Genomic DNA, 24,380 nt, shown 5'->3' with positions numbered 1-24,380 from the left:
CGGTGCCGTGGTGGTGGTCAGACGTGCGCGGCGGGGACCTCGGCGGGCCGTTCCCCGCTGCCGGTGAAGCGCCGGAAGGTCCACGTCATCCACATCACGACGAGGACCATCAGCACGCTGATCGCGGTGGCCCAGGCCATGGCGTCGGCCCAGCTCGCGGAGGTGGCGTGCTTGCCGGCGACGGCGAAGAACACCGCGCCGATGACGGCGACGCCGGCGGCGCTCGCGAACTGCTGGGTGGTGGTGAGGATGCCGGAGGCGATGCCCGCGTCCCGGGCCTGGACCCGCATGAGCGCGGCACCGAAGAGGGCGGGCAGGACGACGCCGTTGCCGGCACCGATCAGGCACAGGCACAGCACGATCCACGGCAGGCCGGTGTCGGGTCCGGCCGCGTACAGCCGTACGGCCAGGGCGACCAGGCCCAGGACGATCACGGCGCTGCTGACGACGAGGGCGCTCATGCCCCAGCGGTTGGTGAGCCTGCCGCCGATCATCGAGGTGGCGGTGAAGAGGATGCCCATCGGGGAGAACACCAGACCCGCCTGGAACGGGCCGAGGTCCATGCCGGACTGCAGCAGCAGGGTGAGCGTGAACATGAAGCTGCCGAAGTAGACCATGAACGCGACGCTCGCGATCACGCCGCCCCGGAAGGAGGGGCTGCGGAACAGCGGGAAGACGAGCACGGGGTCGCCGCCGCGGCGCGCGAGGGTGCGCTCCCAGCGCAGGGTCAGCGCGGCGACGGGGATCGCGAGGGCCATGCTGACCCAGGTCCACACCGGCCAGTCCGAGGTGTGGCCCATGGTCAGGGGCACGAGCAGCAGGGCGAGGGCGAGGGTGACGCCGGACGCCCCGACGGGGTCGAGGCCGATGCGCCGCCGGTGGGTCTGGGCGGGCAGGACGCGCATGGCGGCGGCCGCGATCACGGCGCAGAAGGGCACGTTGATGAGGAAGATGCTCCGCCAGCCGAGCCCGGCGAAGTCGGCGGCGATCAGCGCGCCGCCGAGGACCTGGCCGGCGATGGAGCCGAGGCCGGCGGCGGCGCCGTACCAGGCCATGGCCTTGGGCTTGCGCTCGTCGGGGAAGTCCGCCGTGATCACGGCGAGGACCTGCGGGACCATCACCGCGCCGGCGAGGCCCTGGGCCAGCCGGGCGGCGATGAGCTGCTCGGGGTTGACGGCGATGCCGCACAGCAGCGACGTGATGCCGAAGGCGATCGTGCCGATGACGAACAGCCGCCGGTAGCCGTACTTGTCACCCAGCCGGCCTCCGGTGATCATGCCGGCCGCGTAGGCGAAGGCGTAGCCGCCGACGACGAGTTCGAGGGCGGCGGGCCCCGCGTGGATGCTCTCCTCCAGCGACGGCGCGGCGACGTTCACCACGAAGAAGTCGAACTGGGCGAAGAACATGGCGGACAGCAGGACGAGGAGGGTAGGTCCGGTGCGTACGGTCGGTTTGGTCGAGGCCTCCGCCACGGCGGGCGGGGCGAGTTGGTCGGTCATGGGGCTCCTCGGCGCCGGTCGCGCGCGGCGGACGGCGCGGTTCGCGGACCTGTGGTCGGTACGGGTGAAAGGGGTCGGCCACGGGTGTGCGGATCAGGTGGATCAGCGGAAAGGGCCGACGCAGGGGCTACGGCTCAGCGGCTCTTCCGCCGGCCGTGGATGGCGCAGGTGATGCGGGAGGTGCACAGGCGCCGCCCGTTCTCGTCGGAGATGACGACCTCGTAGGTCGCCGTCGTCCGGCCGAGGTGGAGCGCGGTGGCGACTCCGGTGACGGTCCCGTCGCGGACCGCCAGGTGGTGGGTGGCGTTGATGTCGACGCCGACGGCGATGTGGCCGTCGCCGGCGTGCAGGACGGCGCCGATCGAGCCGAGCGATTCGGCGAGCACGGCGGAGGCCCCGCCGTGGAGCATGCGGTAGAGCTGGGTGTTGCCGGCCACGGGCATGGTGGCGACCAGGCGTTGCGGCGTCGCCTCGTGGAAGGTGATGCCCATGCGGCCGGCCAGGGTGCCTTCGCCCGCCGCGTTGATCCAGGCGACGGCGTCCTCGGGCGGCGCGTCGAGGAGGCTCACGGGGCGGGGGGCGGCGGTCGTCATCGGGACGTCACCGCCGTCCCGTCACCGGCCGTGGCCACGGCCGCGGGGTCCGCGGGCCGGTAGGTGTGCAGGGACACGTACTTCTCGCGCAGCTGCCGCTTGAGCACCTTGCCCGTGGGACCGAGGGGGATGTCGCCCGGGGAGGCGGCGATCTCCAGCAGGGCGAGCCGGGGCTGGCCGATCCGGTCGAGGACGTCGTTGGCCCGGCGCAGCAGGTCCGCGGCGTCCCCGCCGCCGTCGAACAGCCGGACGAGGGCGACGGGGACCGTCCGGTCCTGGTCGTGCCCCGCGACGACCGCGCAGTCGGCCACCTCCTTCAGGCCCAGGAGGATCTCCTCCTCCATCAGGGCCGAGTAGCCGTCGCCGGCGTCGGTGCGGATGCGGTCGACGGCGCGGTCGACGTGGAAGTACTCGCCGTCCTCGGTGCGGTGGACGAGGTCGCCGGAGAGCCAGTAGCCGGCGAGGGTGGAGCGGTAGGTGGTGTCGGAGTCGTTCCAGTAGCCGCGGGCGATGGAGTCGCCGCGGACGCCGAGCAGGCCGACCTCGCCGGGGTCCGCGTGGCTGCCGTCCTCGCGCAGGACGGCGACCTCGGAGAGGGGGACGCGGCGGCCGAGGTGGCGGGCGCGGGGCGGGCTGTCGGGGGTGATCTCGCGGCGCAGGGCGGCCCAGCCGAGCTCGGAGGAGCCGAGCCCGTCGTCGATGACCGAACCGGGGACGGTGCGGTCGCCGACGGTGGTGCGGCCGAGCTCCATCAGGCGGCGCATGTGGGCGTCGTGGCCGCAGTCGCCGAGGTTGACCCACACCTCGACGGAGGTGAAGTCCGCCGGGTCGGGCCCGTAGGTGGCGAGGTGGGCGAGGGCCTCGTTGAAGGCGAGGACGACGCCGGGCCGGTAGGTGGCGCAGCCGCGCGCGAGCCCGGGCCCGGTGGGGTCGGACCAGCCGACGGTGGGGACGCCGGCGAGGAGGGAGTAGAAGGTGAAGGCGATGGCGCTGGAGTGGGACTGGGGGTAGGCGGCGAGGACGACGGAGGTCTCGGGACCGGGCGGGTTGGCCAGCCGGTAGCGGGCTCCGGCGACGCTCTGCGCGTGGGTCCACACGACGGGCTTGGGGTTGCCCGTGGTGCCCGAGGAGTGGCAGATGACGACGGGGTCGTCCGCGCCGTGGCGGTACTCGGCCCCGGCGGGCAGGGTGCGCTTGCCGAGGATGCCCACGTCCTGGCGGGTGCAGGTCCAGCGGACGACGGGCAGTTCGCGCTCGCGCCCGGCGAAGAGGGCCAGCCGGGGGGCGTCGGTGTAGATGCCGACGGGGGCGGTGCGGCGGATCAGGCCGAGGGCGAGTTCCGGTTTCATCCGGCCGTTGATGAGGACGGCGATCGCCCCGATGCGGGCGAGGGCGGCGAGGTGGAGGTGGTCCTCGAAGGAGTCCTCGATGTAGACGGCGACGCGGTCGCGCGGCCGGACGCCGCGGTCGTGGTACCAGGCGGCCCATGCCTCGGCGAGGCCGTCGAGCTGATGGAGGCTGAACTCGGTCTGCTGCCAGCCGTCCGTGTTGAGCAGCGGGATGTCGGCGGCGAGCAGCGGCAGGCCGGCGGCGGGGTTGGTCTCGGCGGCCACGCGCCAGGCGTTGCCGCCGCCGAGTCCGGGGTGGTCCACGAGGCGCAGGCGGGCCTCCGGTGTGAGGAGCGTGTGCGATGTGAGGGGCATCATTCACCTGGCCTCGGATTCGGGACGGATCGGCGTGCGGTGCGGGGGGTGCCGGAACATGGCAGTCCGCCGTGCGGGCCCACCGGTGGCGACGCTAGGCGCGCCCTCCGGACGCCCGCCAACCGCGGCGCGATAGACCGTCAAGTCACCCCGCACCGCGGCGAGTAGCGGAGGGACGGGGCAGGCCGGGGCGGATTCCACTTGACGGACTCCCCTGCCGCGGGTTCGGCCGTCACAGGCCCGTGGCTATGTTCGGGAAAGTCCTCCGGCGTGCTCCGGAATCCGTAGTGACCGGTAGCCGTACGTTCCCGAGAAGGAGTACACAGTGCCACCTGTGCGGAAATCCGATACCGGCGACCGGCTGCGCGACATAGTGGCGTTCGTCCTCGACCTCGACGTGGCGGACGTACGGGCCGACGCCTCCTTCCACCAGGACCTGAAGGTCGACTCCCTGGAGAAGGTGGAGATCGCGGCGCGCATCGAGCAGACCTTCGGGGTCGCGCTCGGCGACGACGAGACGGCGGGGATGGACAGCGTCCTGGACGCGGTGGAGCTGCTGGCCGCGAAGGGCCCGCGCGCGGGCGGCCTGGTGGACCGCCTGGTCGGCGGCCACGTCACGGCGGGCCACGGGGAGCGGACCGCGTACACCGACCCGGACGCCGGCACCGTCTCGTACGCCTGCCTGTACGAGGCCGCGCAGGGCTACGCGCGGGCCCTGGACGCACGCGGCGTGCCGGCCGGCGTCCGCGCGCTGATCGTCGCCGAGGACTCCGTGGCCACGGTGGCGGCCGTGCTGGGGCTGTGGTGGCACGGGTGCGTGCCGGTTCCGGTGAGCCCGATGCTCGGCGACGAGGACATCCGGTTCGTCGCGTCCGACTGCGGCGCGGGCGTCGTCCACCTCGACACGGCTCCGGCCCAGCAGGTCTCGTTGCAGGAGGCGTTCGCCCACCTGCCCGTCCTGACGGGGGATCAGGTCCGGGAGGGCCTGGCCACCGGCCGGTCCACGGGCGCCCACCGCACCGGAGCGCCCGTCCCCCCGGCGTCCCGCCCCGCCGGCGCCGAGTGGCTGATCCAGTACACCTCCGGCTCCACCGGCCGGCCCAAGGGCGTACGGCACTCCGCCACCGGGATCGGCGCCATGCTCGACGGCTACGGCGCGGTCCTGGGCCTGCGCCCCGACGACGTGGTGCTGTCCACCGCCCGGATGTCGTTCGGCTACGGCTTCGGCAGCTCGGTGCTGTGCACGCTGGCCGCCGGGGCGAGCGCCGTCGTCCTCCGCGGCGCCGTCGACCCGCGGTCGGTGGGCGCCGCCCTGCGCCGGCACCGGCCGACGGTGCTGTGCTCGGTGCCGCGCCTGTACGCCGGTCTCCTCGAATCCGCCGACCGCCTGGACGCGGACGCGCTGTCGTCCGTACGCCTGTGCCTGACCGCCGGCGAGCACTGCCCGGCCGAACTGAGCCGGCGCATCGAGGCCGCCTTCGGCGCGCACGTCATGAACTGCCTGGGCGCGACCGAGGTCATGCACGTCGCCGTCGCGACGCCCCCGGACCGCTCCCTGCACGGGCTGGCGGGCCTGCCCGTGCCCGGGGTGACCGTGACCGTCCGCGACGACCGCGGCGAACCGGTGCCCGACGGCACCGACGGCCGGCTGCACATCGCCGGGCCCACGGTCTCCCTCGGCTACGTCGACCGGGCCGGCGACGACGCGGTGACGTTCGACGCGGGCGGCGCGTACACCGGCGACATCGTCCGCCGGAACGCCGACGGCACCCTCGCCTACCTGTGCCGCGCCGACGACATCCTCAACCTCGGCGGCTACAAGGTCGTCCCCCGCGAGATCGAGGACGTGGTCCGGTCGATCGACGGGGTCACGGACTGCGTGGTGGTCGGCGCCCCCGACCCCGACGGGCTGCAGCGCTCCGTGGCCTTCACGGTCACCGCGAAGGGCACCGACCGGGACACCGTCCGCCGCGCCATCCGGGCCTGCGTCCGCACCCGCCTCGCCCCGTACAAACGGCCCAGCCGCTTCGAGTTCGTCGACGTCCTGCCGGCGACGGCCACCGGAAAGCTCGCCGCCTACCGGCTGCGCGAGCGGATGGGACAGTCATGACCTGGGACATCACCGGCATGGGGGCGGTCGCGAGCATCGGCACCACCCCGCAGGAGATCTTCGACTCGCTCTGCGCGGGCCGCAGCGGGCTCGCCGGTCTGCGCGCCTTCGACACCACCAAGTACCGGGCCAAGCAGGCCTACGAGGTCGACGACCGCGCCCGCCCGGGCACGGACGAACCCGGCCGGGCCACCCGCTGGCTGCAGCGGGCCGTCGCCCAGTCCCTCACCGACGCGGGCCTCCCCCACGACCTCGGCGACGTCCCCGTCCTGGTCGGCACGACCCTCCAGGAGCAGCGCAGCGCCGAGCTGTGGTGGCGGGCCGGCGCCCCCCTGGCCCCCTCATCGCTGCACTTCGGCACGGCGCTGCGGGAGGCCTTCGGCGCCACGCGCACGTACACCTTCGCCAACGCATGCGCCGCCTCGCTGTACGCGCTGGCCATGGCCACCGACCTCATCGAGGCGGGAGCCGCGGACACCGTCGTGGTGGCCGGCACGGACGCGATCGGCGAGAGCGCCTTCGGCACCCTGGACCGGGTGCAGAACGACGTCCCCGACGCCCTGCGCCCGTTCGACCGCTCCCACAAAGGCATGCTGATGGGCGAAGGCGCGGTGGCCGTCGTCGTCCAGCGCGTTCCCGCCGCCGAGTCACCCGGCCGGCGCGTGCACGCGCGCGTGCGGGCCGTCGGCATCAACTGCGACGCCCACCACCCCACGGCTCCCGACCCCGAGGGCATCACCCGGGTGGTGCGCGACGCCCACCGGCGCGCCGGGGTCTCCCCCGAGGACATCGACCTGGTCATGCTGCACGGCAGCGGCACCCCCAAGAACGACTCCACCGAGGCCGGGGTGCTCTCGCAGATCTTCGGGCCCGGCACCGGGCACCGGGGCGGCGGGCCGCTGATGACGGCCGTCAAGTCCATGACCGGCCACACGCTGGGCGGCTCGGGGCTGCTGAGCCTGGTCGTCGCGGCGCTGGCCTTCCGGCAGGGCGCGGTGCCGCCGGTGCTCGGGCTCGCCGACCCGGTCGAGGAGGCCGCGGGACTGCGGCTGGTCCGGGAGACGGCGGCCGCGGCCGACATCGGCCTCGCCCAGATCGACGCGTTCGGCTTCGGCGGGATCAACGCCGCGGCGATAGTGGAGGCGGCCCGATGAGCGACAGCGCAAGCACCCCACGGACGGCGGGCGGCTCCACGGCCGCGCAGGTCGTCGTCACCGGCGTCGGACTCGCCGTCCCCGGCCTCACCTTCCCCGACGAACTCCTCGGCGCCGTGCGCGAGGGCGGCTTCGATCCGCACACCGGGCTCACCGGCCGCGAGATGCGGCACAAGGACCGGGCCTCGCGCCTCGCCCTGCGGGCCGCCGAACCGGCCCTGCGCGACGCCGGCCTGCACGACGGCAAGGCCTTCACCGGCGACGGCGACGCCACGGCCGTGCTCGTCAGCTCCAACTTCGGCATCCTGGACAGCGTCTGCGCGTTCGCGGACGTCATCGCCAGGGACACGGTGACCGGCCTGAGCCCCCTCGGCCTGCCGCAGACCTCCAGCAACGTCATCGCCGGCTCCGTCGCCATGCGCCACGGGCTGCGCGGCCCCAGTATCACCTTGTGCAACGGCCCCACCAGCGGGCTGGACGCCGTGTACTGGGCGTGCGGGACCCTCGGCGCCGGGCGCGCGGAGACGGCCGTCGTCATCGGCGTCGAGCCGTCGGGCGACGCCGTCACCAAGCTGCTGGGCGGCCCGGTCCTCGACGGCGCGGTCGCCCTCGTCCTGGAGTCGCGGACACGGGCGCAGGCACGCGGTGCTCGGCCGCGGGCCGTCCTCGGCGGAGGCGCGTACGCGCGCGGCGCGGACCCGGGCGCGGCGGTGACCGCCGTCCTGCGGGGCGCCTCCCCCGCCTCCGTCGGCCTGTGGCTGACGGGCGAGGACGCCGCCGGTGCTCCTGCGGGCGCGCCTGCCGTCGACCTGACGGGCCGGCTCGGCCGCTGCTCCGGCGCCCTGGGCGTGCTGCAGTGCGCCGCGGCCGTCGCCCACTTCGACCGCCGCGCGGAGGACGGCGCGACGGACGGCCCGGTCCTGGCCTCGGCCGGAAGCGCCGGGGACGATGCCGCGGCGGCGCTGCTGCTGACCGCCCCTTGAGCACCCCTCGCCCCCGACCACCCCCGACCACCCCGTGACCGCTCAACTCGCATTGCCCCGAACAGATTTCCCGTACCGAAGACCCGACCCCCGGATCCGGAGACCCGCCATGACCCTTCAGCCCACGACCTCCCCCCTCGACGTCGAAGAGCTCCGCGCCGTGGTCGCCGACGCCCTCGAACTCCCCGTCGAGGAGGTCACCGACGACGCCCGCTTCAAGGAGGACCTCGACGTGGACTCGCTGATCTCCCTGGAGATCGCCGTGCGCATCGAGGAGCAGTACGGCATCCGCATCGACGACTCCGACCTCGCGGACCTGGGTTCCTTCCGGCGGATCGCCGAGCTGGTGCGGGACCGGGTCGCGAGCCGGTCCGCGGCATGAGCGCGGCGGCCGGCGCCGCGCCGGGCGGCCCTGCGCCCGGTGCCGCACCGCGGCCGGTGGCCCTGGTCACCGGCGGCTCGCGCGGCATCGGGCGGGCGGTGGTGACACGGCTCGCCGAGGACGGTCACGACGTCGCCTTCTGCTACCGCTCCCACTCCGACGCCGCCGAGGCCGCCGCGAAGGCGGCCCTGGCGGCGGGCGCCCGGGTGTACGCGCAGCAGGCGGACGTCGCGGACGCCGACGCGGCCCGGGAGTTCGTCACCGCGGCCGTGCGCGAGCTCGGCCCTCCGGGCGCGGTCGTCACCTGCGCGGGCATCACCCGCGACCGGCCCCTCGCGCTGATGGCCGACGAGGAGTGGCGGGAGGTCATCGAGACCAACCTGCACGGCACGTACAACGTCTGCCGCGCGGCCGTCTTCCTGCTGATGAAGCGGCGCAAGGGGGCGATCGTCACCCTCTCCTCCATCGCCGGCGTGAGCGGCAGTGCGACGCAGACCAACTACTCCGCCTCGAAGGCGGGCATCATCGGCTTCACCCGCTCGCTCGCCAAGGAGGCCGGCCGGTACGGCATCCGCGCCAACGTCGTCGCCCCGGGGCTGATCACCACCGACATGACGGCTTCCCTGCCGGAGGCGGTGACGAAGCGTCATCTGGAGCAGATCCCGCTCGGCCGGGCGGGCGCCCCGGAGGAGGTGGCCGACCTGGTCGCGTACCTGGTGTCGGACCGGGCCTCGTACATCACCGGTCAGGTCGTCGAGATCAACGGGGGTTTGCCGGGATAACGCGCCGCACGACACCGGAGAAAGATCGAACGGATATATCTACGAAATAGCGCAGCAGCTCTCCCCGCCCGCGTTCCCGGCGTCCCCCAATCGGTGCCGATTGCAAGGGAATCCATTCTGCGGAGCCCCGCCGCGTACAGGTGGAAGCCATTCCGCGAATGGACTCCCGGGCACCCGGAGTGACGTGTACCCTCAAGCACCTGTCGGCAACTGTGCGGAGCTCGGGGGAGCCATGACGCCGTCAACACGTGGTGCGATTTTCAAACCCAAGGTGATCGTCGCGATCGATTTCGGAACGCACGGCACCGGATTCGCCTGGGCCACCGTCTCCGCGCTCCAGGACGCGGCGGGACACCGGGTCGTGGTCTACCAGCCGTTCACGCAATCCGGGGGTCACACCTACCCGAAGGACCTGAGCGCCGTTCTGGTCGACCGGGCGGGCGAACCGGTGAAGTTCGGCGAAAAGGCACGCAATGCCTGGGACCGCGAACTGGCCCGTGGGAACCCCCAGAATTTCGGCTACGCCAGCAAGTTCAAGATGGCCATTCACGGCCGCGAGGGAAAGTCGGACATCCCGGAGTTCCAGGGCCGCCTGGCGGGGGCACGCCGTGACACCGTCAAGGACCTCGTCACCGCCATGCTCATGCACGTCCGCGGGGCCGCGCTGGACCAGATAGGCCGCTACGCCGTCGGCGGCGCGGCCTACACCGCCGACGAGATCCGCTGGTGCCTGACCATCCCCGCCATGTGGACCGAGGCCGACCGGCAGTTCATGCGGACGGCCGCCGTCTCGGCCGGGCTCCCGGGGGACGCCGAGCGGCTGCTGCTGGTGCAGGAGCCCGAGGCCGCCGCGGTCTACTGCGCGCTCAACGCGGGCACCGTGCTCGGCCCGGACCGCCCCGAGGGGCAGCTGGAGGTCGACACCCCGGGAAGCCGGTTCATGGTCGTCGACTGCGGCGGCGGCACCGTCGACATCACCAGCTACCAGATCCGCGCCGAGGGCGTGGGCCCCGGGCAGCTCAAGGAGACCCGCGTCGCCGACGGCGACCGCCTCGGCTCCGCCTACGTCAACCACGCCTTCGTCACCGACATCCTCACCGACCGCTTCGGGGAGCAGCAGCTCAAGCAGTTGGTGGCCGCCTTCCCCAAGGAGGTCGGGCAGCTGGAGTCGGACTGGGAGACCGAGAAGGTGCGGCTCGTCTCCGAGACCGCCGCCGACGGCACCCCCGTGATCAGCGACACGGTGCTCGTCAGCATCCCCGGCAAGATCTGGGACGCCCTGGACGAGAGCACCAAGTCCCGGCTGACGGTGCTCGCCTCGGGCGAGACGCACTACATCGAGATCACCGCCCACGAGGTCACGAAGCTCTTCGAATCCGTGGTGCGCCCCATCCTCGGCACCATCGAGCGGCAGCGGGCCGCCGCGTCCGGCGACGGGCCGCCGGTGGGGCGCGAGCAAATGCTGCTCGTCGGCGGATTCGCCCGCTCGACCTACCTCCGCGACCGCATCGCCCAGCGCTTCGGTCACGAAGTCCGGGTGATCACGCCGATGGACCCGGCCGTCGCCGTGCTCGGCGGCGCCGTGCACTTCGCCTACGACCCGTCCATCATCTGGGGCCGGCGCTCCAAATACACCTACGGATTCGGCTGCAGCATGCCGTTCCGGCACGGCACCGACCCCCTGGAGAAATTCTTCATCGACGACGACGGAAACGAGAAGTGCAATGACCGTTTCGTCGTGATGGCCCGGCGCGGCGATCTCGTTCCGACCGATCACCAGGCGCTGAGCACCGTGGCGGTATTCCCCAAGTGGACCTCGGTCCAGGTGACGATCCACGCCACGTACGCACACGACCCGCAATACACGGACGAGGAGGGCTGCGAAGCCATCGGGAAAGTCATTCCCGATATCTCGGGCTCGGTCGGCCTGCCCACGAGCCGGCGTTCCCTGGACGTCGCGTTCTCCTTCGGGACGACGGAGATCGAAGTGGAGGTCCGCGACCGCCGGTCCGGAGCCGCCCGCAGCGCCGACGTCGCCTTCGACGACCTCTACGGCCGCGGCAGCACCGACCGCCCCGACCCCTCCCCAGGAAGGTGAGCCGAGCCATGTACGACCACTACGGGTGGAACGAGCACGAGGCCCCTCAGGAGCAGCCCGCAGCCCCCTCCATGCGAGCGGCGACCAGCGGGCAGTACTCGCAGGAGTGGTGGCTCGGCCAGCTGCGGGACCTGCACGAGCGGCTGGTGGCGGTGGAGTCGTCGCAGCACGGCGTGGACGCGCGCGCCGAGCAGCAGAACGCCAAGCCCCGGAGGGGCTCCGCGCAGCACGACATCACGCGCCTGCGGGAGACGGTGGGCCGGCTGTCGGACGGGGTGACGGTCATGGCCTCCCACGTGGAACACCTGGAGGCGCGGCTCCGGCAGGTGGAGACCCTGCTGGACCGGCTGCGCTCCGCGGGCGTCCGCGACGCCATCGCCACCGGCGAGGCCCCGAGCGACATGCACCGGCGCCACTCCCAGATCAAGGAGCGCTACCAGCGGCTGGTCGACCAGGACCTGCGCAACCTCGCCCGCGAGCTGTGCCCCGCCGACGCCCGGCAGTGGGACCGGATCGCCGGCGGCATGCCGGCCGCACGGGCGCGCGCCGTCACCGAGACCGTGCACCTGCTCTTCGCCCCGGCCCAGCAGGGCGCGGCCGCGACGACGGAGGGCGTGCTGTCCGCGCTGGCGGAGCGCGGCTACGCGACCGAAGGCGTCGAGCCGCGGCTGCGCAAGGCCGTGGACGCGGCCAACGGCGTCATCCGGGACATGGCCGCCGTCGAACTGCCCGCCACCCTGCAGTTCGACGCCGACGTCGAGGCCCTCGCCGAGGGCGACTACCAGCCGTACAACAGACAGGACACCGGGTCCCCGGGCTTCATCGTCGCACCGGCCTACGCCGTCCAGGGCGAGGCGCCCGAGCACCACCTGAAGGCGTTCGTCTTCCTCGTCCCCGACGAGGCGCCGTGACGGCCCCCGAGGACACGCTCTCCCTGGAGATCGTCGCCCGCGGCGTGCCGCTCGTCGACGACCGGCTGCTCCTCGAACTGACCAACGACCTGCACACCGCGAACGACCTGGCGCGCGCCGGGGCCCGCGAGGGCTTCTTCGCCCGGCTGCTCGGCCGCGCCACCGGCCGCGACCGCATCCGCGAACGGACCGTCCGCGACCGGATGCTGAGCACCCAGAAGCTCACGCTGCGCTGGCTGACGCACCTCAGCGAGCGGATGACCGTGACCGACCTCGTGGTGGCCGAGGTCTCGGAAGAGGTGCACGACGCGAAGAAGCGGATCGAGCGCGTGGAGGCGTCGACCCAGTGGTCGGCGGACGCGATCGGCGAGCTGGGGGCGGTCCTGGCGCGGCTGGCCGGTGACACGGGCCGCTTCCTGTCCGACCACGAGCGCCGGCTGGCGGCGCTGGAGGCCCGTACCGCCATGGACGCCGCGGCCCGCCGCTGGCGCCACCCGCGGCCCGACCCGGGCCTGCCCTGGCTCGTGGGCGCGGTCCTGCTCGCCCGCGAGGTGGCCTCCGGCCCGGCCGGCACGTACGCCTTCAGCGGCGGGGAGGCCCTCATGCAGCGGCAGTTGACCGAGCGCATGCTGCAGGACCCGCCCGTGCCGTGGTTCGAGGGGGTCAAGTCGCTGCCGGCCATGCTCACCACCGCCGTCCGCGACCTGCCCGGCGAGAACCACCGGCTGATGGTGGCCGAACTGCTCGGCCTGGGCGTGGCGGAGGAGCTGTCGGACGCGGCCGGCCCGCTGACCGCCGCCCTGGCCCGGGCGGCGGAGCTGGCCGTGGCCGGATCCGGGGCCGACGAGGCCGCGCGGCAGGCCCTGCGCGACAGCAGCGGCAGCGGCGACCTCTTCCTGCCGTCCAGCCTGAGCGTCGAGCAGCTCGTGCGGCGCATCGTGGCCGAGCAGTTCGCGGAGGCGCGCCAGCGGCGGATCCGGCTCCGCAAGCTCGCGGAGTCCGACGACGGCGGACAGGGCGGTGCGGGACGTGAGTGACGCACAGGATGTGAGTGGTGCACGGGACGTCGAGCGCACCTTCGGCGCGTGGGCGGAGCGCGCGAGCAGCGTGGCGCCGGGGCGCACCGCCCCCGTGCCCACGGCGGCACCGGGCCCGGACGGCCCCGCCGCCGCGCCCGGGACCCGGCCCCCGTTCCGGCCGGCCGGCTCCCTGCGCATCGGCCTGGTGCTGGCCGGCGGAGGCGCCAAGGGCGCCTACGAGCTGGGCGTCTGCGACTACCTCGCGGAGATGGGCCTGGACATCGCGGCCGTCGCCGGCACCAGCATCGGCGCCCTCAACGGCGCCGTGCTCGCCAGCGCCCCGGACCTGAAGACCGGCACCCTGCGCCTGGCCGAGTTCTGGGAGCGCTTCTCCACGCAGTCGGGCGTGGCGCCCTTCGCCGACCGGGGCCTGCCGCTGGACGCGGCCGGGGCGGCGGCCGAGGGCACGGCCCGGCAGGCCCGGCTGCTCGCCTCGCGGCTGCTGGGCCTGCGCCGCCGGGTCGGCCTGCTGGAGGAGCTGGTGAACGAGGCGGTGGACGCGGCCGCGATCCGGGCCGGCCGTCCCCTGTGGGTGGTCGCCTACCCGCTGGCCCGCACGGAGTCGCTGCCCGTGCGGCTGCGCCACCTCATGGAGGTGCTGCGGTGGCTGGGCGGCGCGCGGGGCGACGTCCTGCCGATCAACGGCTATCCGGAGCACCAGATCCGGGAAGCCGTCCTCGCCAGCGCCGCGCTGCCGTTCATCTTCCCCTCGCGCGTGGTCGACGGCTGCGCCTACCTCGACGGCGGGCTCGGCGGCCCCGGCGACCGGACGCCGGTGCGCGCCTTCGCGGAGCAGGAGCACTGCGAGGTCGTGGTGGTGGTCCACCTGCACCCGGACGCCGTCGTGAGCTCGCACGCCGCGAGCCGCGTCACCCGCATCGACATCCGGCCCAGCGTGCCCATCGTCCCGCCCGGCCCGCTGGGGCCGCTGACGGGTCTGCTGTCCTTCTCCCCGGACCGGGTCCAGGCGCTGCGCCGCCTCGGCTACCGCGACGCGTGGGTACGCTTCGAGGAGCTCCACCACCTGCTCGGCGTGCACAACTCCCTCTCCCGGGCCGAGACCCGCATGCTCGCGGCATTCCAGCGGCTGTGCGACACCCCCCGGCCCGCGACACCGTCGTGACGACCGTTCCGGAGGGCACCGTGCGAGATCTCCCCTGGCACCTGAGCCGGCCGATCGCGCACCGGGGCCTGCACGGGGGCCCGGACGCCGTGGCGGAGAACTCGATGGCCGCGTTCCGGCGCGCCGTCGAGCACGGCGTCCCCTTCGAGCTCGACGTGCAGCTGACCAGGGACGGCGCCCTCGCCGTCGTGCACGACGCGGCGGTCCGCCTGCCGTCGGGCCGCGAACTGCCCGTCACCTCCCTGCGGCTGGGGGAGCTGCGGGCGGTGGCCTCCTCGGCCCTCGGGGCCCACCTGCCCGCCACGCTGCCGGAGGTGCTGGCCGTGGTGGCCGGCCGCGTGCCCGTCATGGTCGACGTGCGCCGGTGGGGCGTGGCGGGGGCGTCCGGCCTGGAGCGGGCCGTGGCCGCGGCGCTCCGCGGCTACGGCGGCTGCGTGGCCGTGCAGTCCTTCGACCCCCGTACGGTCCACCGGCTGGGGCGCATGCTCCCCGGGGTGCCGGTCGGGCAGATCGCGGGCGCCCTCCGGTCCGCGCCGCCGGTCCTGCGCGCCGCCGGCCGGTCCATGGTCACCAACGCCGTCTCCCGCCCCGGCTTCATCAGCTTCGAACTGGACGCCCTGCCGTCGCGGGCCCTGCGCTTCTGGCAGCGGCGGGGCCTTCCCGTCATCGGTTGGACCGTCCACTCGCCGGAGGAGGAGCGCGCCGCGCGGGAGTCGGTCAGCAACGTCTTCTTCTCCGGGTACCTGCCCGTGTCAGCCCTGTGAACGTGGGGGAAAAGCGTGTTGAGGAAACTGGGCCTGAGAGCGACCGCGCCGCGCTGGCGCAACTCCGAGGAGGGCTTCACGGCCGCCGCCGAGCGGTACGTCCTGGACGTCATCGACTTCTACGACGTCCGCGCCGGGTGGCACCGGCGGCTCTACCGGCTGAGCGGTGCCGTGGTGATCCTCGTCGGCGCGGCCCTGCCCGTGCTGACCGCCCTCGAATTCCCGGGCAAGTCCGTGGCCATCTCCGGGGCGGGGTTCCTGGTGGCGATCACGACGGCGCTCAAGACCCTCTACCGCTGGGACGTCTCCTGGATCCTGCTGCGGGAGACCGAGATCGAGCTCACCCGCGTGTACCTCGCGTGGCGGGCGGGGGGACTCGGGACGGACACGTCCGACGGTTCGTCCCGGTCGGCGAACGCCCTGCTCGACGCGGTGTTCCGCATCCGCCGCCGCGAGTCCTCGGAGTTCTTCAAGAACCTCCCCGATCCCGGCCCGGCCCCTCAGCCGGTCAACGGCGGCGCCCCGAACCGCGCGGTCCGCTGACGGGAAGACCCGTGCCCGCGGGTCACCGCGTCGGTGCCGGCGTCTGCGCGAGGAGGGTGCGGACCCACGCCGCCTCCGGGACGCCGAGCCGTTCGAAGAGGGCCAGGGCCTCGCGCAGGTGGTCCCGTCCGCGGGAGGGGTCGCCCAGGCGGGGCAGGGCCCGGCCCAGGACGGCGTGGGCCAGGCCCTGGCAGTAGGTCTTGCCCAGTTCGCGGGCGATCTGCAGGGACTGTTCGGCGCAGGAGACGGCGTCGGTGTCGCGCCATTCGGCCAGCCGGCACTCCGCCAGGCGCGCCCAGGCCAGCCCTTCCCAGCCGCGCTGCTGCTGCTCGATGAAGTAGCCCAGAGCGTCGCGTAGTTGACGGGCCGCCAGGTCGGGGTGGCCCGTCTTCTGGAGGACGCAGCCGTGCTGGTAGAGCGTCAGGGCGACGGTCGGGCCGTTGCCTGTGGCCTCGGCGAGGCGGACGGCCTCGGCGGCGTCGCGCTCGGCCTCGCGGGGCTGGTCCAGGGCGAGGCGGACGCGGGCGGTGTTGGCGAGCACCCGCGCCTCGCTGCCCTTGTCGCCGAGGACGTCGCACAGCACGCGGGCCTGTTCGAGCAGGGGCAGGGCGCGCGCGGGGCGGTCGGTGGCGAAGCAGAGGATGCCGAGGGCGTTGGCGGCGAGGTGACGGCACATGGGATCGCCGGCGCCTTCCGCCAGGCGCAGCGCCTCGGACAGCTCGCGTTCGGCGGCCTCGTACACGTCGGTGAGGTAGTGCAGGTTGCCGAGGGTGTACCGGGCGCGGGCCTCGACGCACGCGTCGCCCGCCCCGCGCGCGGCGGCGGCCGTCAGCTCGGACAGGCGGCGCAGTTCGTCGCGGTGGGCGGGGCCCTCGATGAGGCCGGACCAGGTGAGCAGCAGGTCGCCCGCGGCGCGCAGCGCGCCGGGGAGTTCGCGCACGGCCTGGGCGAGGGTGGCGGCGAGGGTGATGTGCTCGCGGCGCAGCCACTGGCGGGCCTCGTCGGCGTCGGCGAAGGCGAGGCCGGGGGCGGCGACGGGGTGCAGGTGGCGGTGCAGGGCGTGGTCGGGTTCGAGGACGCGGGAGGCGTTGCCGACGGTGGCGAGCAGGTGGTCGAGGAGGCGCGAGACGGCCCCGCTCCGCTCCTGCGGCGTCTCCGTGCGTTCCGCCTGCCGACGCGCGTAGAGCCGCAGGAGGTCGTGGAAGCGGTAGCGGCCGGGGGCGTACGACTCCAGCATGCCGGCGTCGGCGAGGCCCTCGGCGAGGTCTTCGGCGGTGAAGTCGTCGCGGTCGAGGAGGGCGGCCGTGGCGTCCAGCGGGAGGTCGGGGGCGTCGGCGAGGGCCAGCAGACGGAAGGCCCGGGCCTGGTCGGACGGCAGGTGGGTGTAGCCGAGCCGGAAGGTGGTCTCCACCGTCAGGTCGCCGGCCTGCAGCTCGTCGAGGCGGCGGCGCTCGTCGTCGAGGCGGGCGACGAGCGAGGCGAGCGTCCAGCCCGGCCGGGAGGCCAGGCGGGAGGCCACGATGCGCACGGCCAGCGGCAGGTGGCCGCACGAGGCGACCAGGGCCCGTGCGGCGCGCGGCTCGCCGGCGACCCGCTCCTCGCCGGCGATGGCGGCCAGCAGCGAGAGGGCTTCCGGCTCGCTGGACACGCCGATGTGGAAGTGGCGTGCGCCGCCGAGGGTGATGGCCCGGGAGCGGGTCGTGACCAGCACGGCGCAGCCGGCGGTGCCGGGCAGCAGCGGGCGGACCTGGGCGGCGTCGCGGGCGTTGTCGAGGAGGAGCAGCACGCGCCGGTCGGCGAGCACGGACCGGTAGAGGGCCGCCCGCTGTTCCAGGTCGTCGGGGATGTCGGTCTCGGGGACGTCTAAAGCCTGGAGGAAGTGGGCCAGGACGCTGCCGCTGTCGGCGGGGTCGGAGCCGGCGCCGCGCAGGTCCACGTAGAGCTGGCCGTCGGGGAAGTCGGGGCGGGCCAGGTGGGCGGTGTGGACGGCGAGGGTGGTCTTGCCGACGCCGCCGATGCCGGTGAGCATGGCGATCATCACGGCGGGTCCGGCGGCGCCGGTGAGCGCGCCGTGCACCTCGCGCACGAGATCCTCGCGGCCGGTGAAGTCGGGAATGCCGGCGGGCAGCTGGAAGGGGGCTCCGGCCGGGCGGCGCGCCTCGCCGGTGCCGGGTGCGGCCGCGGCTCCGGAGGCGGGCAGCGCGAGCTCCGGGTCGCCGGCGAGCACCCGGGCGTGCAGCCGGGTCAGCTCCGGGCCGGGTTCGACGCCGAGCTCCTCGACGAGCAGGCGCCGCGCCTCGGCGTAGGCGGCGAGCGCGTCGACCTGGCGGCCGCAGCGGTAGAGGGCGAGGACCAGCTGGGCGCGCAGCCGCTCGCGCAGCGGGTGCTCGGCGGTGAGCGAGGTGAGCTCGGGGACCAGCTCGGCGTGGCGGCCGAGGGCGAGGGCGCAGTCGAAGAGCCCCTCCTGCGCGGCCAGGCGCGCTTCGGAGAGCCTGTCCTGCTGGCGCTCGCAGTAGGGGCCGGAGAGACCGGCGAGCGCGGCGCCGTGCCAGAGGTCCAGTGCGGCGGCGTACGAGGCGTGGGCGGTCGCGGTGTCGCCGGCGGCGTGGGCGGCGGAGGCCTCGGCGAGGAGGCGCTCGAAGACGAGCGCGTCGACGCGCTCGGGTGCCACGCGCAGGGCGTAGCCGCCGGCGACGGAGACGAGGATGGTGGCGGGGGTGCGGGCGGCGCGCCCGGGTTCGAGGAGGGTGCGCAGGCGGGAGGCGTACGTGCGGACGGTGCCCAGGGCCTGGGGCGGTGCGGCCTCGCCCCAGAGGGCGTCGATGAGCTCGTCGCTGGAGACGGTGGCGCCGCCGCGCAGCAGGAGGACGGCGAGCATGGCGCGCTGCTGGCGCGCGCCCAGGTCCACGTGGTGACCGTCCGCCAGCGCGCGCACCGGGCCGAGCAGCTGGAAATGGAGCCGGTCTGCGGACGGCTCCGTTGTGTCCCGCATCTTTCCCCCGACCGTGCCCTGCCGGCTCTGTCCGGCGACAGATGGTGACAGTACCTCAGCGCCCGGCAGGGGAGCAGAGGACGGGTGAGGGGCCGTTGATCGTCCGTTGATGGCGCCGTTACATACTGCAGGCACAGTTGTTCCCTGCGCATCACAGCGCGCCTGACACAGGAGTTTTCGATATGACCGCTGAGGACCCCAAGAGCACCGAGCAGGCCGGGGCCCCCGCCGCGCAGCCCGTCACGCCGTCCGAGGAGGCGCTCGCGTCCGAGCTGGACAAGCCGGTCGAGCACGTGGAGGGCACCGCGCCGCAGAACCCGGGCGGCAGCGGCCCGATCCGTCCGACCCACACGACCGGGGCGCAGTAACCGCAAGGCCGGGCAAGGCCGGGCCGGGTTCCGCCGTGCGTACGGCGGGACCCGGCCTCCCCTTTGCGGCGCCCCGGTCGTTAGGACCGAGCAAAGAACGCACCGGCTCCGCTCCGCGGGCGGCCCGCGGGGAGCGACTACCGGACAGGCGTGCCCCGCGGTGTCCGGTCACCGCCCGGCGGCCGTCCAGGCCCGTCACTCCCGTTCAGGGGGACGGCTTGCGGTGCCGCTGTGCCGCCGGGGGACCGCGGCCGCCGCCCTTCGCACGACCGAATGTCGCTCTTGAACTTCCGCTCGTCCTCTCGGGATACTCGCCCATATCCCGTACTTGACATGGACGCGACGATCTCATCGGCCTGTCGCGCACCGTGTCTCCCCACCGATGCGCATCCCCTACGCGTCACGCACACGGGTCGCGCACGTGCGTCACGCACGCGCATCGCACCCGCACGTCCTCCACGCCCGGGCACCACCGTGCCGCCGGGCACTCCCCCACAGGAGGTCACGAGTGAAACGTTCCCGCATCTCCACGCGCCGTACGGCCACCGCCGGCGCGGCGATGGTCGCCCTGACGGCCGCGGCCCTGACGCTCCCCGGCGCGCACGCGGCCTCGCCGGCGCCCCGTCAGCTCTCCTCGCCGCAGGCCGCCGAGCTGGCTCAGCGGATATCCGCCGACCTGGGCGCGGACTCGGCCGGCTCGTACTACGACGCCGGGACCGGCAGGCTCGTCGTCGGCGTCCTCGACCAGGAGGCGGCGGCCAGGGTGAAGGCCGCCGGCGCCGAACCGAGGACCGTGCGCCACTCGGCCGCCGAGCTCGCCTCGGCCCTGCGGACCCTGAAGGCGGAGGCGACGATTCCGGGCACGGCCTGGTCGGTGGACCCCCGCTCCAACAAGGTCGTCGTCACCGCCGACAGCACGGTCACGGGCGCCCGGCAGGACCGGCTGGACAAGGCCGTCGCACAGCTCGGCGACAAGGTCGCGGTCAAGAGAACGGCAGGGACGTTCCGTCCGCTCATCGCGGGCGGCGACGCGATCTGGGGCAGCGGCGTGCGCTGCTCGCTGGGCTTCAACGTCACCAAGGGCGGCAAGCCGTACTTCCTCACGGCCGGGCACTGCGGCAACGCCTCGCGGACCTGGTCCGCGACCCGGGGCGGCGCCCAGATCGGCGTGGTCGAGAGCTCGTCCTTCCCCGGCCACGACTACGCGCTCGTCCGCTACACCTCCACCATCGCCCACCCGAGCGCGGTGGACCTCTACAACGGCGGCACGCAGAACATCAGCAAGGCCGGGGAAGCCGTCGTCGGCGAGCAGGTGCAGCGCAGCGGCAGCACCACCCGCGTGCACGGCGGCGAGGTCACGGCCCTCGACGTGACCGTCAACTACGAGGAAGGGGCGGTCGAGGGCATGATCGGCACCTCGGTCTGCGCCGAACCGGGCGACAGCGGCGGCGCCCTCTTCGACGGTGCCACCGCCCTCGGCCTCACCTCGGGCGGCAGCGGCGACTGCTCCGGCGGCGGGGAGACATTCTTCCAGCCCGTACCGGCGGCGCTGCAGGCGTACGGGGCGCAGCTGCCCTGAGGCACCGCTCCGGGGCGCTGCTGTGAGGCGCTGCCGTGACGCACTCCTCCGGGGAAACCTTCACGGGTTCCCCGGAGGTCTCCGGGCCGGGGTTGGGTCGCCCCGGCCCGGTCGGTCGTCGCCGTCCGGGCCGGACAGGGCGGCCCGGGCAGCCCCGGACGGTCAGTTGACCCGGCCGTACCAGACGCTGCCGGACCAGATCTTCTCCAGCCGGACCTTCGCGCCGGGCTTGGGCGAGTGCCAGATCTTGTTGCTACCCGCGTAGATACCGACGTGGTAGACGTTGCTTCCCGAGTGGAAGAAGACCAGGTCGCCCGCCTGGCGGGAGCCGGCGGAGATGTGCCGGGTCTTGTTGTACTGCGCGGCCGCGGTGCGCGGCAGGGTCTTGCCGGCCTTCTTGAACGAGTAGAGCGTGAGGCCCGAGCAGTCGAACCGGTTGGGGCCCGCGGCGCCGTACTGGTAGGGGGAGCCCTGCTTGGAGGCCGCGACCTTCAGGGCGGTGGCGCCCGGAGTGGCCGCACTCGCCTCGGCCGACATTCCGGGGAGGAGCATCGACGCGGTCACGGTGGCCGCGGTGACCACGGAAGCGGCACCGGCGCGGGACATGAGCGTGGATATGCCAGGGAACGCAGACATGCCAAAACCCTTCGTCATCCGCCTGCGAAAGATGACCTGTCGGGTTCGGGCTGTCGAAGTTGCCCGGCCACATGAAATGGCTTCACCCCAAGGACCACCGCCATCGTGGTCCGCCGTGCTCGGGTCTCCCGCTCCTGCCGATCCATTCGTTTCTGCTCCGCACCCGGTACGGCGGCAGGACTCGGCGTCCGCCCGGGTCGCCCGCCTCGGTGACGGGATCTTGTTGTTCGGTGCACGATCCTGCATCACGGGCCGCCGGAATTCGGAGCCGAAAGGCGCTTCTGTGAACTTCTTCACTTCACGGCGATCCCTGGAACCGGGGTGTTACCCGGCATCACGCGTAACCGGTAATCCCCTTTATCAAAAGGGAGTTGAAGAACTGATTCGAGTCACCCCGGCGGTGCGCGAAAGACCAGGTGACGGGGGCCGTGGCAGGGCGGCGACAGGGCGTCTTTGCGTCAGAAGGCCGCGGCGGCGGGCTCCGTACGGTTCGCTTCGAGAGCGCGAGGGTAGCCCTACGGCATGCTCACCCTAGGGATCGAGGAGGAGTATCTTCTGCTCGACCCGGCCACCGCACTGCCGGTACCCCTGGCCGACGAGGTCCGGGCGGCGGTCGACCTGGAACCGGTCGTGAACGAGCGGGAGATTCAGGCGGAGCTGTTGCAGGCCCAGGTGGAAGTTGCCACTCCGGTCTGCTCCGATCTCGCCGAGGCCAGCCGGCACCTGCTGCGGCTGCGCCATGCGGTGAGCTCCGCCGCCAAGCGGTCCGGCTGCCGGATCGCCGCCTGCGGTACGGCGCCGTGCTCGGGCCCCGAGCCCATCCCGGTCACCGGAAACCCGCGCTACCTGGCGATGCGGATCCGTGCCGCCCAGCTCGTGGACGAGCAGTTCGTCCACGGGATGCACGTCCACGTCGCCATCCCCGACCGCGAGATGGGCGTCGCGGTCCTCAACCGGGTCCGTCCCTGGCTGCCCGTGCTGGTCGCCATGGCGGGCAACTCCCCGCTGTGGAACGGCATCGACACCGGCTTCTCCAGCTGGCGGACCGTGGTCTACAGCCGCTGGCCGGTCAGCGGCCCGCCCCCGTACTTCGACGGCCTCGCGGACTACGAGGCCCGCATCCAGGCGCTGTTGACGGCCGGGGCGATCGAGGACCGGGGCCAGCTGTACTGGCAGGCACGGCTGTCGGACCGCTATCCCACCATCGAGGTGCGCTGCCTGGACGTCCAGCTGCGCGCCGACGACGCCGTCATGTTCGCGGGCATCGTCCGCGGGCTGGTCGCCACCGCCATCCGCGACGAGAAGGCCGGGCGGCCCCCGACGCCCTGCCTGCCGGAGCTGCTGGCCGCGGCGAACTGGCACGCCGCCCGGCACGGGCTCGACGGGGTCCTCGTGGACCCCGCGGGCCGGCGCCACGGCGCGGACGAGGTCGTCCGCAGCCTCCTCGCCCACATAGGGCGGTCGCTGGAGGAGTCGGGCGACACCCGGCAGGTGAGCTCGCTGGTCAACCGCCTGCTGCGGCGGGGCACCGGAGCGGACCGGCAGCGCCGGGCGCTGGCCACCGACGGGCTGAAGGCGGTGACGGAACTGATCTCGGAGCCGTAGCGGCAGGCCGGAGCGGCAGGTCAGAAGTGCGGGTCCCCCGCGACCCGCCCGCCCAGGGCCCGGCCCGTGTCCGGGAGGTCTCGCCACCGCCTCGTCAGCAGCAGGGCCGCCAGGCCCAGGTAGACGTAGGTCAGCACCTCCCGGGCGTACTCGCCCGGGAGCGCGAACTGCACCGCGAAGAGGACGAAAAGGGCTACGGCCTCCCACCGCACGAAGCGCAGGTCCAGCAGGACGACGACGGCCAGCACGGTCTGCGCGGCCGTCAGGGCGACCTCGTCGACCTGACGGGTCACCAGCGGCAGGGCCTCCCCTCCCCCGCCGAGCGCGTGGGCGAGGGGCAGGCAGCCCACCAGCAGCGTCCACTGGTTGACCTTGCTCGACAGCAGCGCGCCGAGCCCGTCGCCGGCCCGCATGCGCCAGGCGAAGACCACGGCGACGATCAGCTCCGGGGCCTCGGACGCGAGCGGGGCGAGCCACTGGACCAGGACGAAGCGGTCGATGCCGAGCGAGGCGCCCGCCTCCACCAGTGCGAGCGCGAACGGCTCGGCGCAGGCGAACACCACGGCCGCCGCGCCCGCGAAGAGCACGGCCGTCACGGTGCGCCGCCCGGCCCGCGGCAGCAGGGCCAGCCGCGCCGGGACGCCGACGAGCTCCTCCATCCCGCCCGCGCCGCACTTGGCGATCCGGTAGAGGTAGTAGCCGTACCAGGGGACGAGCACCACCGGTACGTACCAGCCGATCTCACGGCTGAGCGGCATCACGAACGCGAAGACGGCGGCCACCGCGAGGAAGGCGACGTCGATGCGGCGGTGCGGCTCCAGCACGATCGCGCCCGGGGCCGCGCCGCGGCGGCGCAGCGCCAGGGCGGCGGCGAGCGCGACGAGCGGCCAGCCGACGCCCACCAGCAGCCGGTTCGCGCCGGTCATGTTGGCCGCCGCGTAGGCGGCGTAGGAGGGGTCGGACCCGGCCGCGTAGGCGAAGTAGAGGTCGACGGCGTACTCGGGCAGCACGGCGATGAAGGCCAGCAGGGCCAGGGCGAGCGCCCCGGCCATGTCCACGCGGGCCGTCTCGGCGGCCCACATCAGCAGCAACGCCGAGCAGAGCACCCCCAGCCCGAAGACGGCCACGGCCGGACCGGGCGGCAGCTCGGCACCGCTCAGCCGCACCACGACCGCGGGACCGGCCCCGGCACAGGCCGCGGCGACCCGCGCGGCACTCGCAGCGCCGGAGGGCGGCGCCGGGGCCGGCGCCTCGGCCGGTGCCGAGACCGTTGCCGCAGGCTCACCCATGGCCGCTCCTTCCGCGTCGCACCCGTTCCTGCCGATCTACCAGCAGGAACAAGCAGTCCGGAGCGGACAGCGCGGAGGTGACGGACGGTGACGCCCGTTCGGCCCAGGAACCCGGGAGCCCGGGGCCGCGAACTGCGGCTTCTCGTGCGCACGGGCCCCGCGGGTTCCGTAGGACGGCCGGATGGGC

At 73.9% G+C, this 24,380-nt stretch carries 20 protein-coding genes and 1 riboswitch; of the genes, 14 read left to right on the top strand and 6 right to left on the bottom strand.

Annotated features, from left to right (window positions below; all coding sequences use genetic code 11):
* Positions 1 to 17 precede the first annotated feature (17 nt).
* From NQU55_RS00845 to NQU55_RS00835, 3 genes are all read right to left on the bottom strand, one after another.
* Positions 18 to 1,499, bottom strand: a complete 1,482-nt coding sequence (locus NQU55_RS00845; protein ID WP_256789400.1) for an MFS transporter — start codon at positions 1,497 to 1,499, stop codon at positions 18 to 20.
* A gap of 134 nt (positions 1,500 to 1,633) precedes the next feature.
* Positions 1,634 to 2,092 (bottom strand): hotdog fold thioesterase, encoded by a 459-nt coding sequence (locus NQU55_RS00840; protein WP_168094875.1) that lies wholly within the window; start codon positions 2,090 to 2,092, stop codon positions 1,634 to 1,636.
* On the bottom strand, positions 2,089 to 3,795 hold the full coding sequence (locus NQU55_RS00835; protein WP_168094876.1) for a class I adenylate-forming enzyme family protein: 1,707 nt from the start codon (positions 3,793 to 3,795) through the stop codon (positions 2,089 to 2,091). The genes NQU55_RS00840 and NQU55_RS00835 overlap by 4 nt, the downstream gene beginning before the upstream one ends.
* A 334-nt stretch (positions 3,796 to 4,129) precedes the next feature.
* Here NQU55_RS00835 and NQU55_RS00830 point away from each other — a divergent pair, with 334 nt between their 5' ends.
* The 11 genes from NQU55_RS00830 (at position 4,130) to NQU55_RS00780 (ending at position 15,724) form a co-directional block, all read left to right on the top strand.
* The gene (locus tag NQU55_RS00830) at positions 4,130 to 5,905 is read left to right on the top strand and encodes an AMP-binding protein (RefSeq protein WP_256789398.1); all 1,776 of its coding nucleotides are present in this window, start codon (positions 4,130 to 4,132) and stop codon (positions 5,903 to 5,905) included.
* Entirely contained in the window at positions 5,902 to 7,059 is a 1,158-nt protein-coding gene (locus tag NQU55_RS00825; RefSeq protein WP_168094873.1) for a beta-ketoacyl-[acyl-carrier-protein] synthase family protein, read from the top strand. The genes NQU55_RS00830 and NQU55_RS00825 overlap by 4 nt, the downstream gene beginning before the upstream one ends.
* Positions 7,056 to 8,042 (top strand): beta-ketoacyl synthase N-terminal-like domain-containing protein, encoded by a 987-nt coding sequence (locus NQU55_RS00820; RefSeq protein WP_168094872.1) that lies wholly within the window; start codon positions 7,056 to 7,058, stop codon positions 8,040 to 8,042. Before NQU55_RS00825 ends, NQU55_RS00820 begins: the two co-directional genes overlap by 4 nt.
* 109 nt (positions 8,043 to 8,151) lie before the next feature.
* The gene (locus NQU55_RS00815; RefSeq protein WP_168094871.1) at positions 8,152 to 8,424 is read left to right on the top strand and encodes an acyl carrier protein; all 273 of its coding nucleotides are present in this window, start codon (positions 8,152 to 8,154) and stop codon (positions 8,422 to 8,424) included.
* Positions 8,421 to 9,206 carry a 3-oxoacyl-ACP reductase FabG gene (gene fabG / locus NQU55_RS00810; protein ID WP_168094870.1) on the top strand — a complete coding sequence of 262 codons (786 nt, stop codon included), beginning with the start codon at positions 8,421 to 8,423 and terminating at the stop codon, positions 9,204 to 9,206. Before NQU55_RS00815 ends, fabG begins: the two co-directional genes overlap by 4 nt.
* A gap of 271 nt (positions 9,207 to 9,477) precedes the next feature.
* A complete protein-coding gene (locus NQU55_RS00805) occupies positions 9,478 to 11,304 on the top strand; it encodes an Hsp70 family protein (protein ID WP_256789396.1) in 1,827 nt (608 codons plus the stop codon).
* Positions 11,305 to 11,312: 8 nt separating this feature from the next.
* The gene (locus tag NQU55_RS00800; protein ID WP_168095747.1) at positions 11,313 to 12,215 is read left to right on the top strand and encodes a hypothetical protein; all 903 of its coding nucleotides are present in this window, start codon (positions 11,313 to 11,315) and stop codon (positions 12,213 to 12,215) included.
* Complete coding sequence (locus NQU55_RS00795; RefSeq protein ID WP_168095746.1) at positions 12,212 to 13,252, top strand: diguanylate cyclase regulator RdcB family protein; 1,041 nt, start codon at positions 12,212 to 12,214, stop codon at positions 13,250 to 13,252. The genes NQU55_RS00800 and NQU55_RS00795 overlap by 4 nt, the downstream gene beginning before the upstream one ends.
* Positions 13,245 to 14,417, top strand: coding sequence for a patatin-like phospholipase family protein (locus tag NQU55_RS00790; protein WP_168095745.1), 1,173 nt, complete (start codon positions 13,245 to 13,247; stop codon positions 14,415 to 14,417). Before NQU55_RS00795 ends, NQU55_RS00790 begins: the two co-directional genes overlap by 8 nt.
* Complete coding sequence (locus NQU55_RS00785; RefSeq protein WP_168095744.1) at positions 14,384 to 15,181, top strand: glycerophosphodiester phosphodiesterase family protein; 798 nt, start codon at positions 14,384 to 14,386, stop codon at positions 15,179 to 15,181. Before NQU55_RS00790 ends, NQU55_RS00785 begins: the two co-directional genes overlap by 34 nt.
* Positions 15,182 to 15,199: 18 nt before the next feature.
* Positions 15,200 to 15,724, top strand: coding sequence for a DUF4231 domain-containing protein (locus NQU55_RS00780; protein WP_256789394.1), 525 nt, complete (start codon positions 15,200 to 15,202; stop codon positions 15,722 to 15,724).
* A 22-nt stretch (positions 15,725 to 15,746) separates the two neighbouring features.
* Here NQU55_RS00780 and NQU55_RS00775 read toward each other — a convergent pair whose 3' ends face one another.
* Positions 15,747 to 18,716 (bottom strand): AfsR/SARP family transcriptional regulator, encoded by a 2,970-nt coding sequence (locus NQU55_RS00775; RefSeq protein ID WP_168091777.1) that lies wholly within the window; start codon positions 18,714 to 18,716, stop codon positions 15,747 to 15,749.
* Between the two features lie 182 nt (positions 18,717 to 18,898).
* On the opposite strand from NQU55_RS00775, the gene NQU55_RS00770 reads away from it, so the two are divergent.
* Positions 18,899 to 19,084: a hypothetical protein gene (locus NQU55_RS00770; protein ID WP_168091776.1), complete on the top strand. Its 186-nt coding sequence runs from the start codon at positions 18,899 to 18,901 to the stop codon at positions 19,082 to 19,084.
* Between the two features lie 508 nt (positions 19,085 to 19,592).
* Positions 19,593 to 20,663, top strand: coding sequence for a S1 family peptidase (locus tag NQU55_RS00765; protein ID WP_168091775.1), 1,071 nt, complete (start codon positions 19,593 to 19,595; stop codon positions 20,661 to 20,663).
* A gap of 162 nt (positions 20,664 to 20,825) precedes the next feature.
* Here NQU55_RS00765 and NQU55_RS00760 read toward each other — a convergent pair whose 3' ends face one another.
* On the bottom strand, positions 20,826 to 21,299 hold the full coding sequence (locus tag NQU55_RS00760; protein WP_168091774.1) for a C40 family peptidase: 474 nt from the start codon (positions 21,297 to 21,299) through the stop codon (positions 20,826 to 20,828).
* Positions 21,300 to 21,303: 4 nt separating this feature from the next.
* Positions 21,304 to 21,466: riboswitch (cyclic di-AMP (ydaO/yuaA leader) on the bottom strand.
* Positions 21,467 to 21,821: 355 nt separating this feature from the next.
* On the opposite strand from NQU55_RS00760, the gene NQU55_RS00755 reads away from it, so the two are divergent.
* A complete protein-coding gene (locus tag NQU55_RS00755) occupies positions 21,822 to 22,904 on the top strand; it encodes a carboxylate-amine ligase (RefSeq protein ID WP_168091773.1) in 1,083 nt (360 codons plus the stop codon).
* Positions 22,905 to 22,924: 20 nt separating this feature from the next.
* Here NQU55_RS00755 and NQU55_RS00750 read toward each other — a convergent pair whose 3' ends face one another.
* Positions 22,925 to 24,193 (bottom strand): sodium/calcium exchanger protein, encoded by a 1,269-nt coding sequence (locus NQU55_RS00750; RefSeq protein ID WP_168091772.1) that lies wholly within the window; start codon positions 24,191 to 24,193, stop codon positions 22,925 to 22,927.
* Positions 24,194 to 24,380: the final 187 nt, after the last annotated feature.

Origin of the sequence: Streptomyces telluris, assembly GCF_024519335.1 — a bacterium.
Taxonomy (GTDB): Bacteria; Actinomycetota; Actinomycetes; order Streptomycetales; family Streptomycetaceae; genus Streptomyces; species Streptomyces telluris.
The sequence above is the reverse complement of the archived record's forward strand: the minus strand, read 5'-3'. Positions and strand labels throughout refer to the sequence as shown.

Bases quoted from the DNA above. Each gene is read 5' to 3' on its own strand.
- NQU55_RS00800 (WP_168095747.1), top strand. From the start codon at position 11,313: ATGTACGACCACTACGGGTGGAACGAGCACGAGGCCCCTCAGGAGCAG.
- NQU55_RS00825 (WP_168094873.1), top strand. From the start codon at position 5,902: ATGACCTGGGACATCACCGGCATGGGGGCGGTCGCGAGCATCGGCACC.
- fabG (WP_168094870.1), top strand. From the start codon at position 8,421: ATGAGCGCGGCGGCCGGCGCCGCGCCGGGCGGCCCTGCGCCCGGTGCC.
- NQU55_RS00755 (WP_168091773.1), top strand. From the start codon at position 21,822: ATGCTCACCCTAGGGATCGAGGAGGAGTATCTTCTGCTCGACCCGGCC.
- NQU55_RS00840 (WP_168094875.1), bottom strand. From the start codon at position 2,092: ATGACGACCGCCGCCCCCCGCCCCGTGAGCCTCCTCGACGCGCCGCCC.
- NQU55_RS00770 (WP_168091776.1), top strand. From the start codon at position 18,899: ATGACCGCTGAGGACCCCAAGAGCACCGAGCAGGCCGGGGCCCCCGCC.
- NQU55_RS00775 (WP_168091777.1), bottom strand. From the start codon at position 18,716: ATGCGGGACACAACGGAGCCGTCCGCAGACCGGCTCCATTTCCAGCTG.
- NQU55_RS00760 (WP_168091774.1), bottom strand. From the start codon at position 21,299: ATGTCTGCGTTCCCTGGCATATCCACGCTCATGTCCCGCGCCGGTGCC.
- NQU55_RS00845 (WP_256789400.1), bottom strand. From the start codon at position 1,499: ATGACCGACCAACTCGCCCCGCCCGCCGTGGCGGAGGCCTCGACCAAA.
- NQU55_RS00750 (WP_168091772.1), bottom strand. From the start codon at position 24,193: ATGGGTGAGCCTGCGGCAACGGTCTCGGCACCGGCCGAGGCGCCGGCC.
- NQU55_RS00835 (WP_168094876.1), bottom strand. From the start codon at position 3,795: ATGCCCCTCACATCGCACACGCTCCTCACACCGGAGGCCCGCCTGCGC.
- NQU55_RS00815 (WP_168094871.1), top strand. From the start codon at position 8,152: ATGACCCTTCAGCCCACGACCTCCCCCCTCGACGTCGAAGAGCTCCGC.
- NQU55_RS00820 (WP_168094872.1), top strand. From the start codon at position 7,056: ATGAGCGACAGCGCAAGCACCCCACGGACGGCGGGCGGCTCCACGGCC.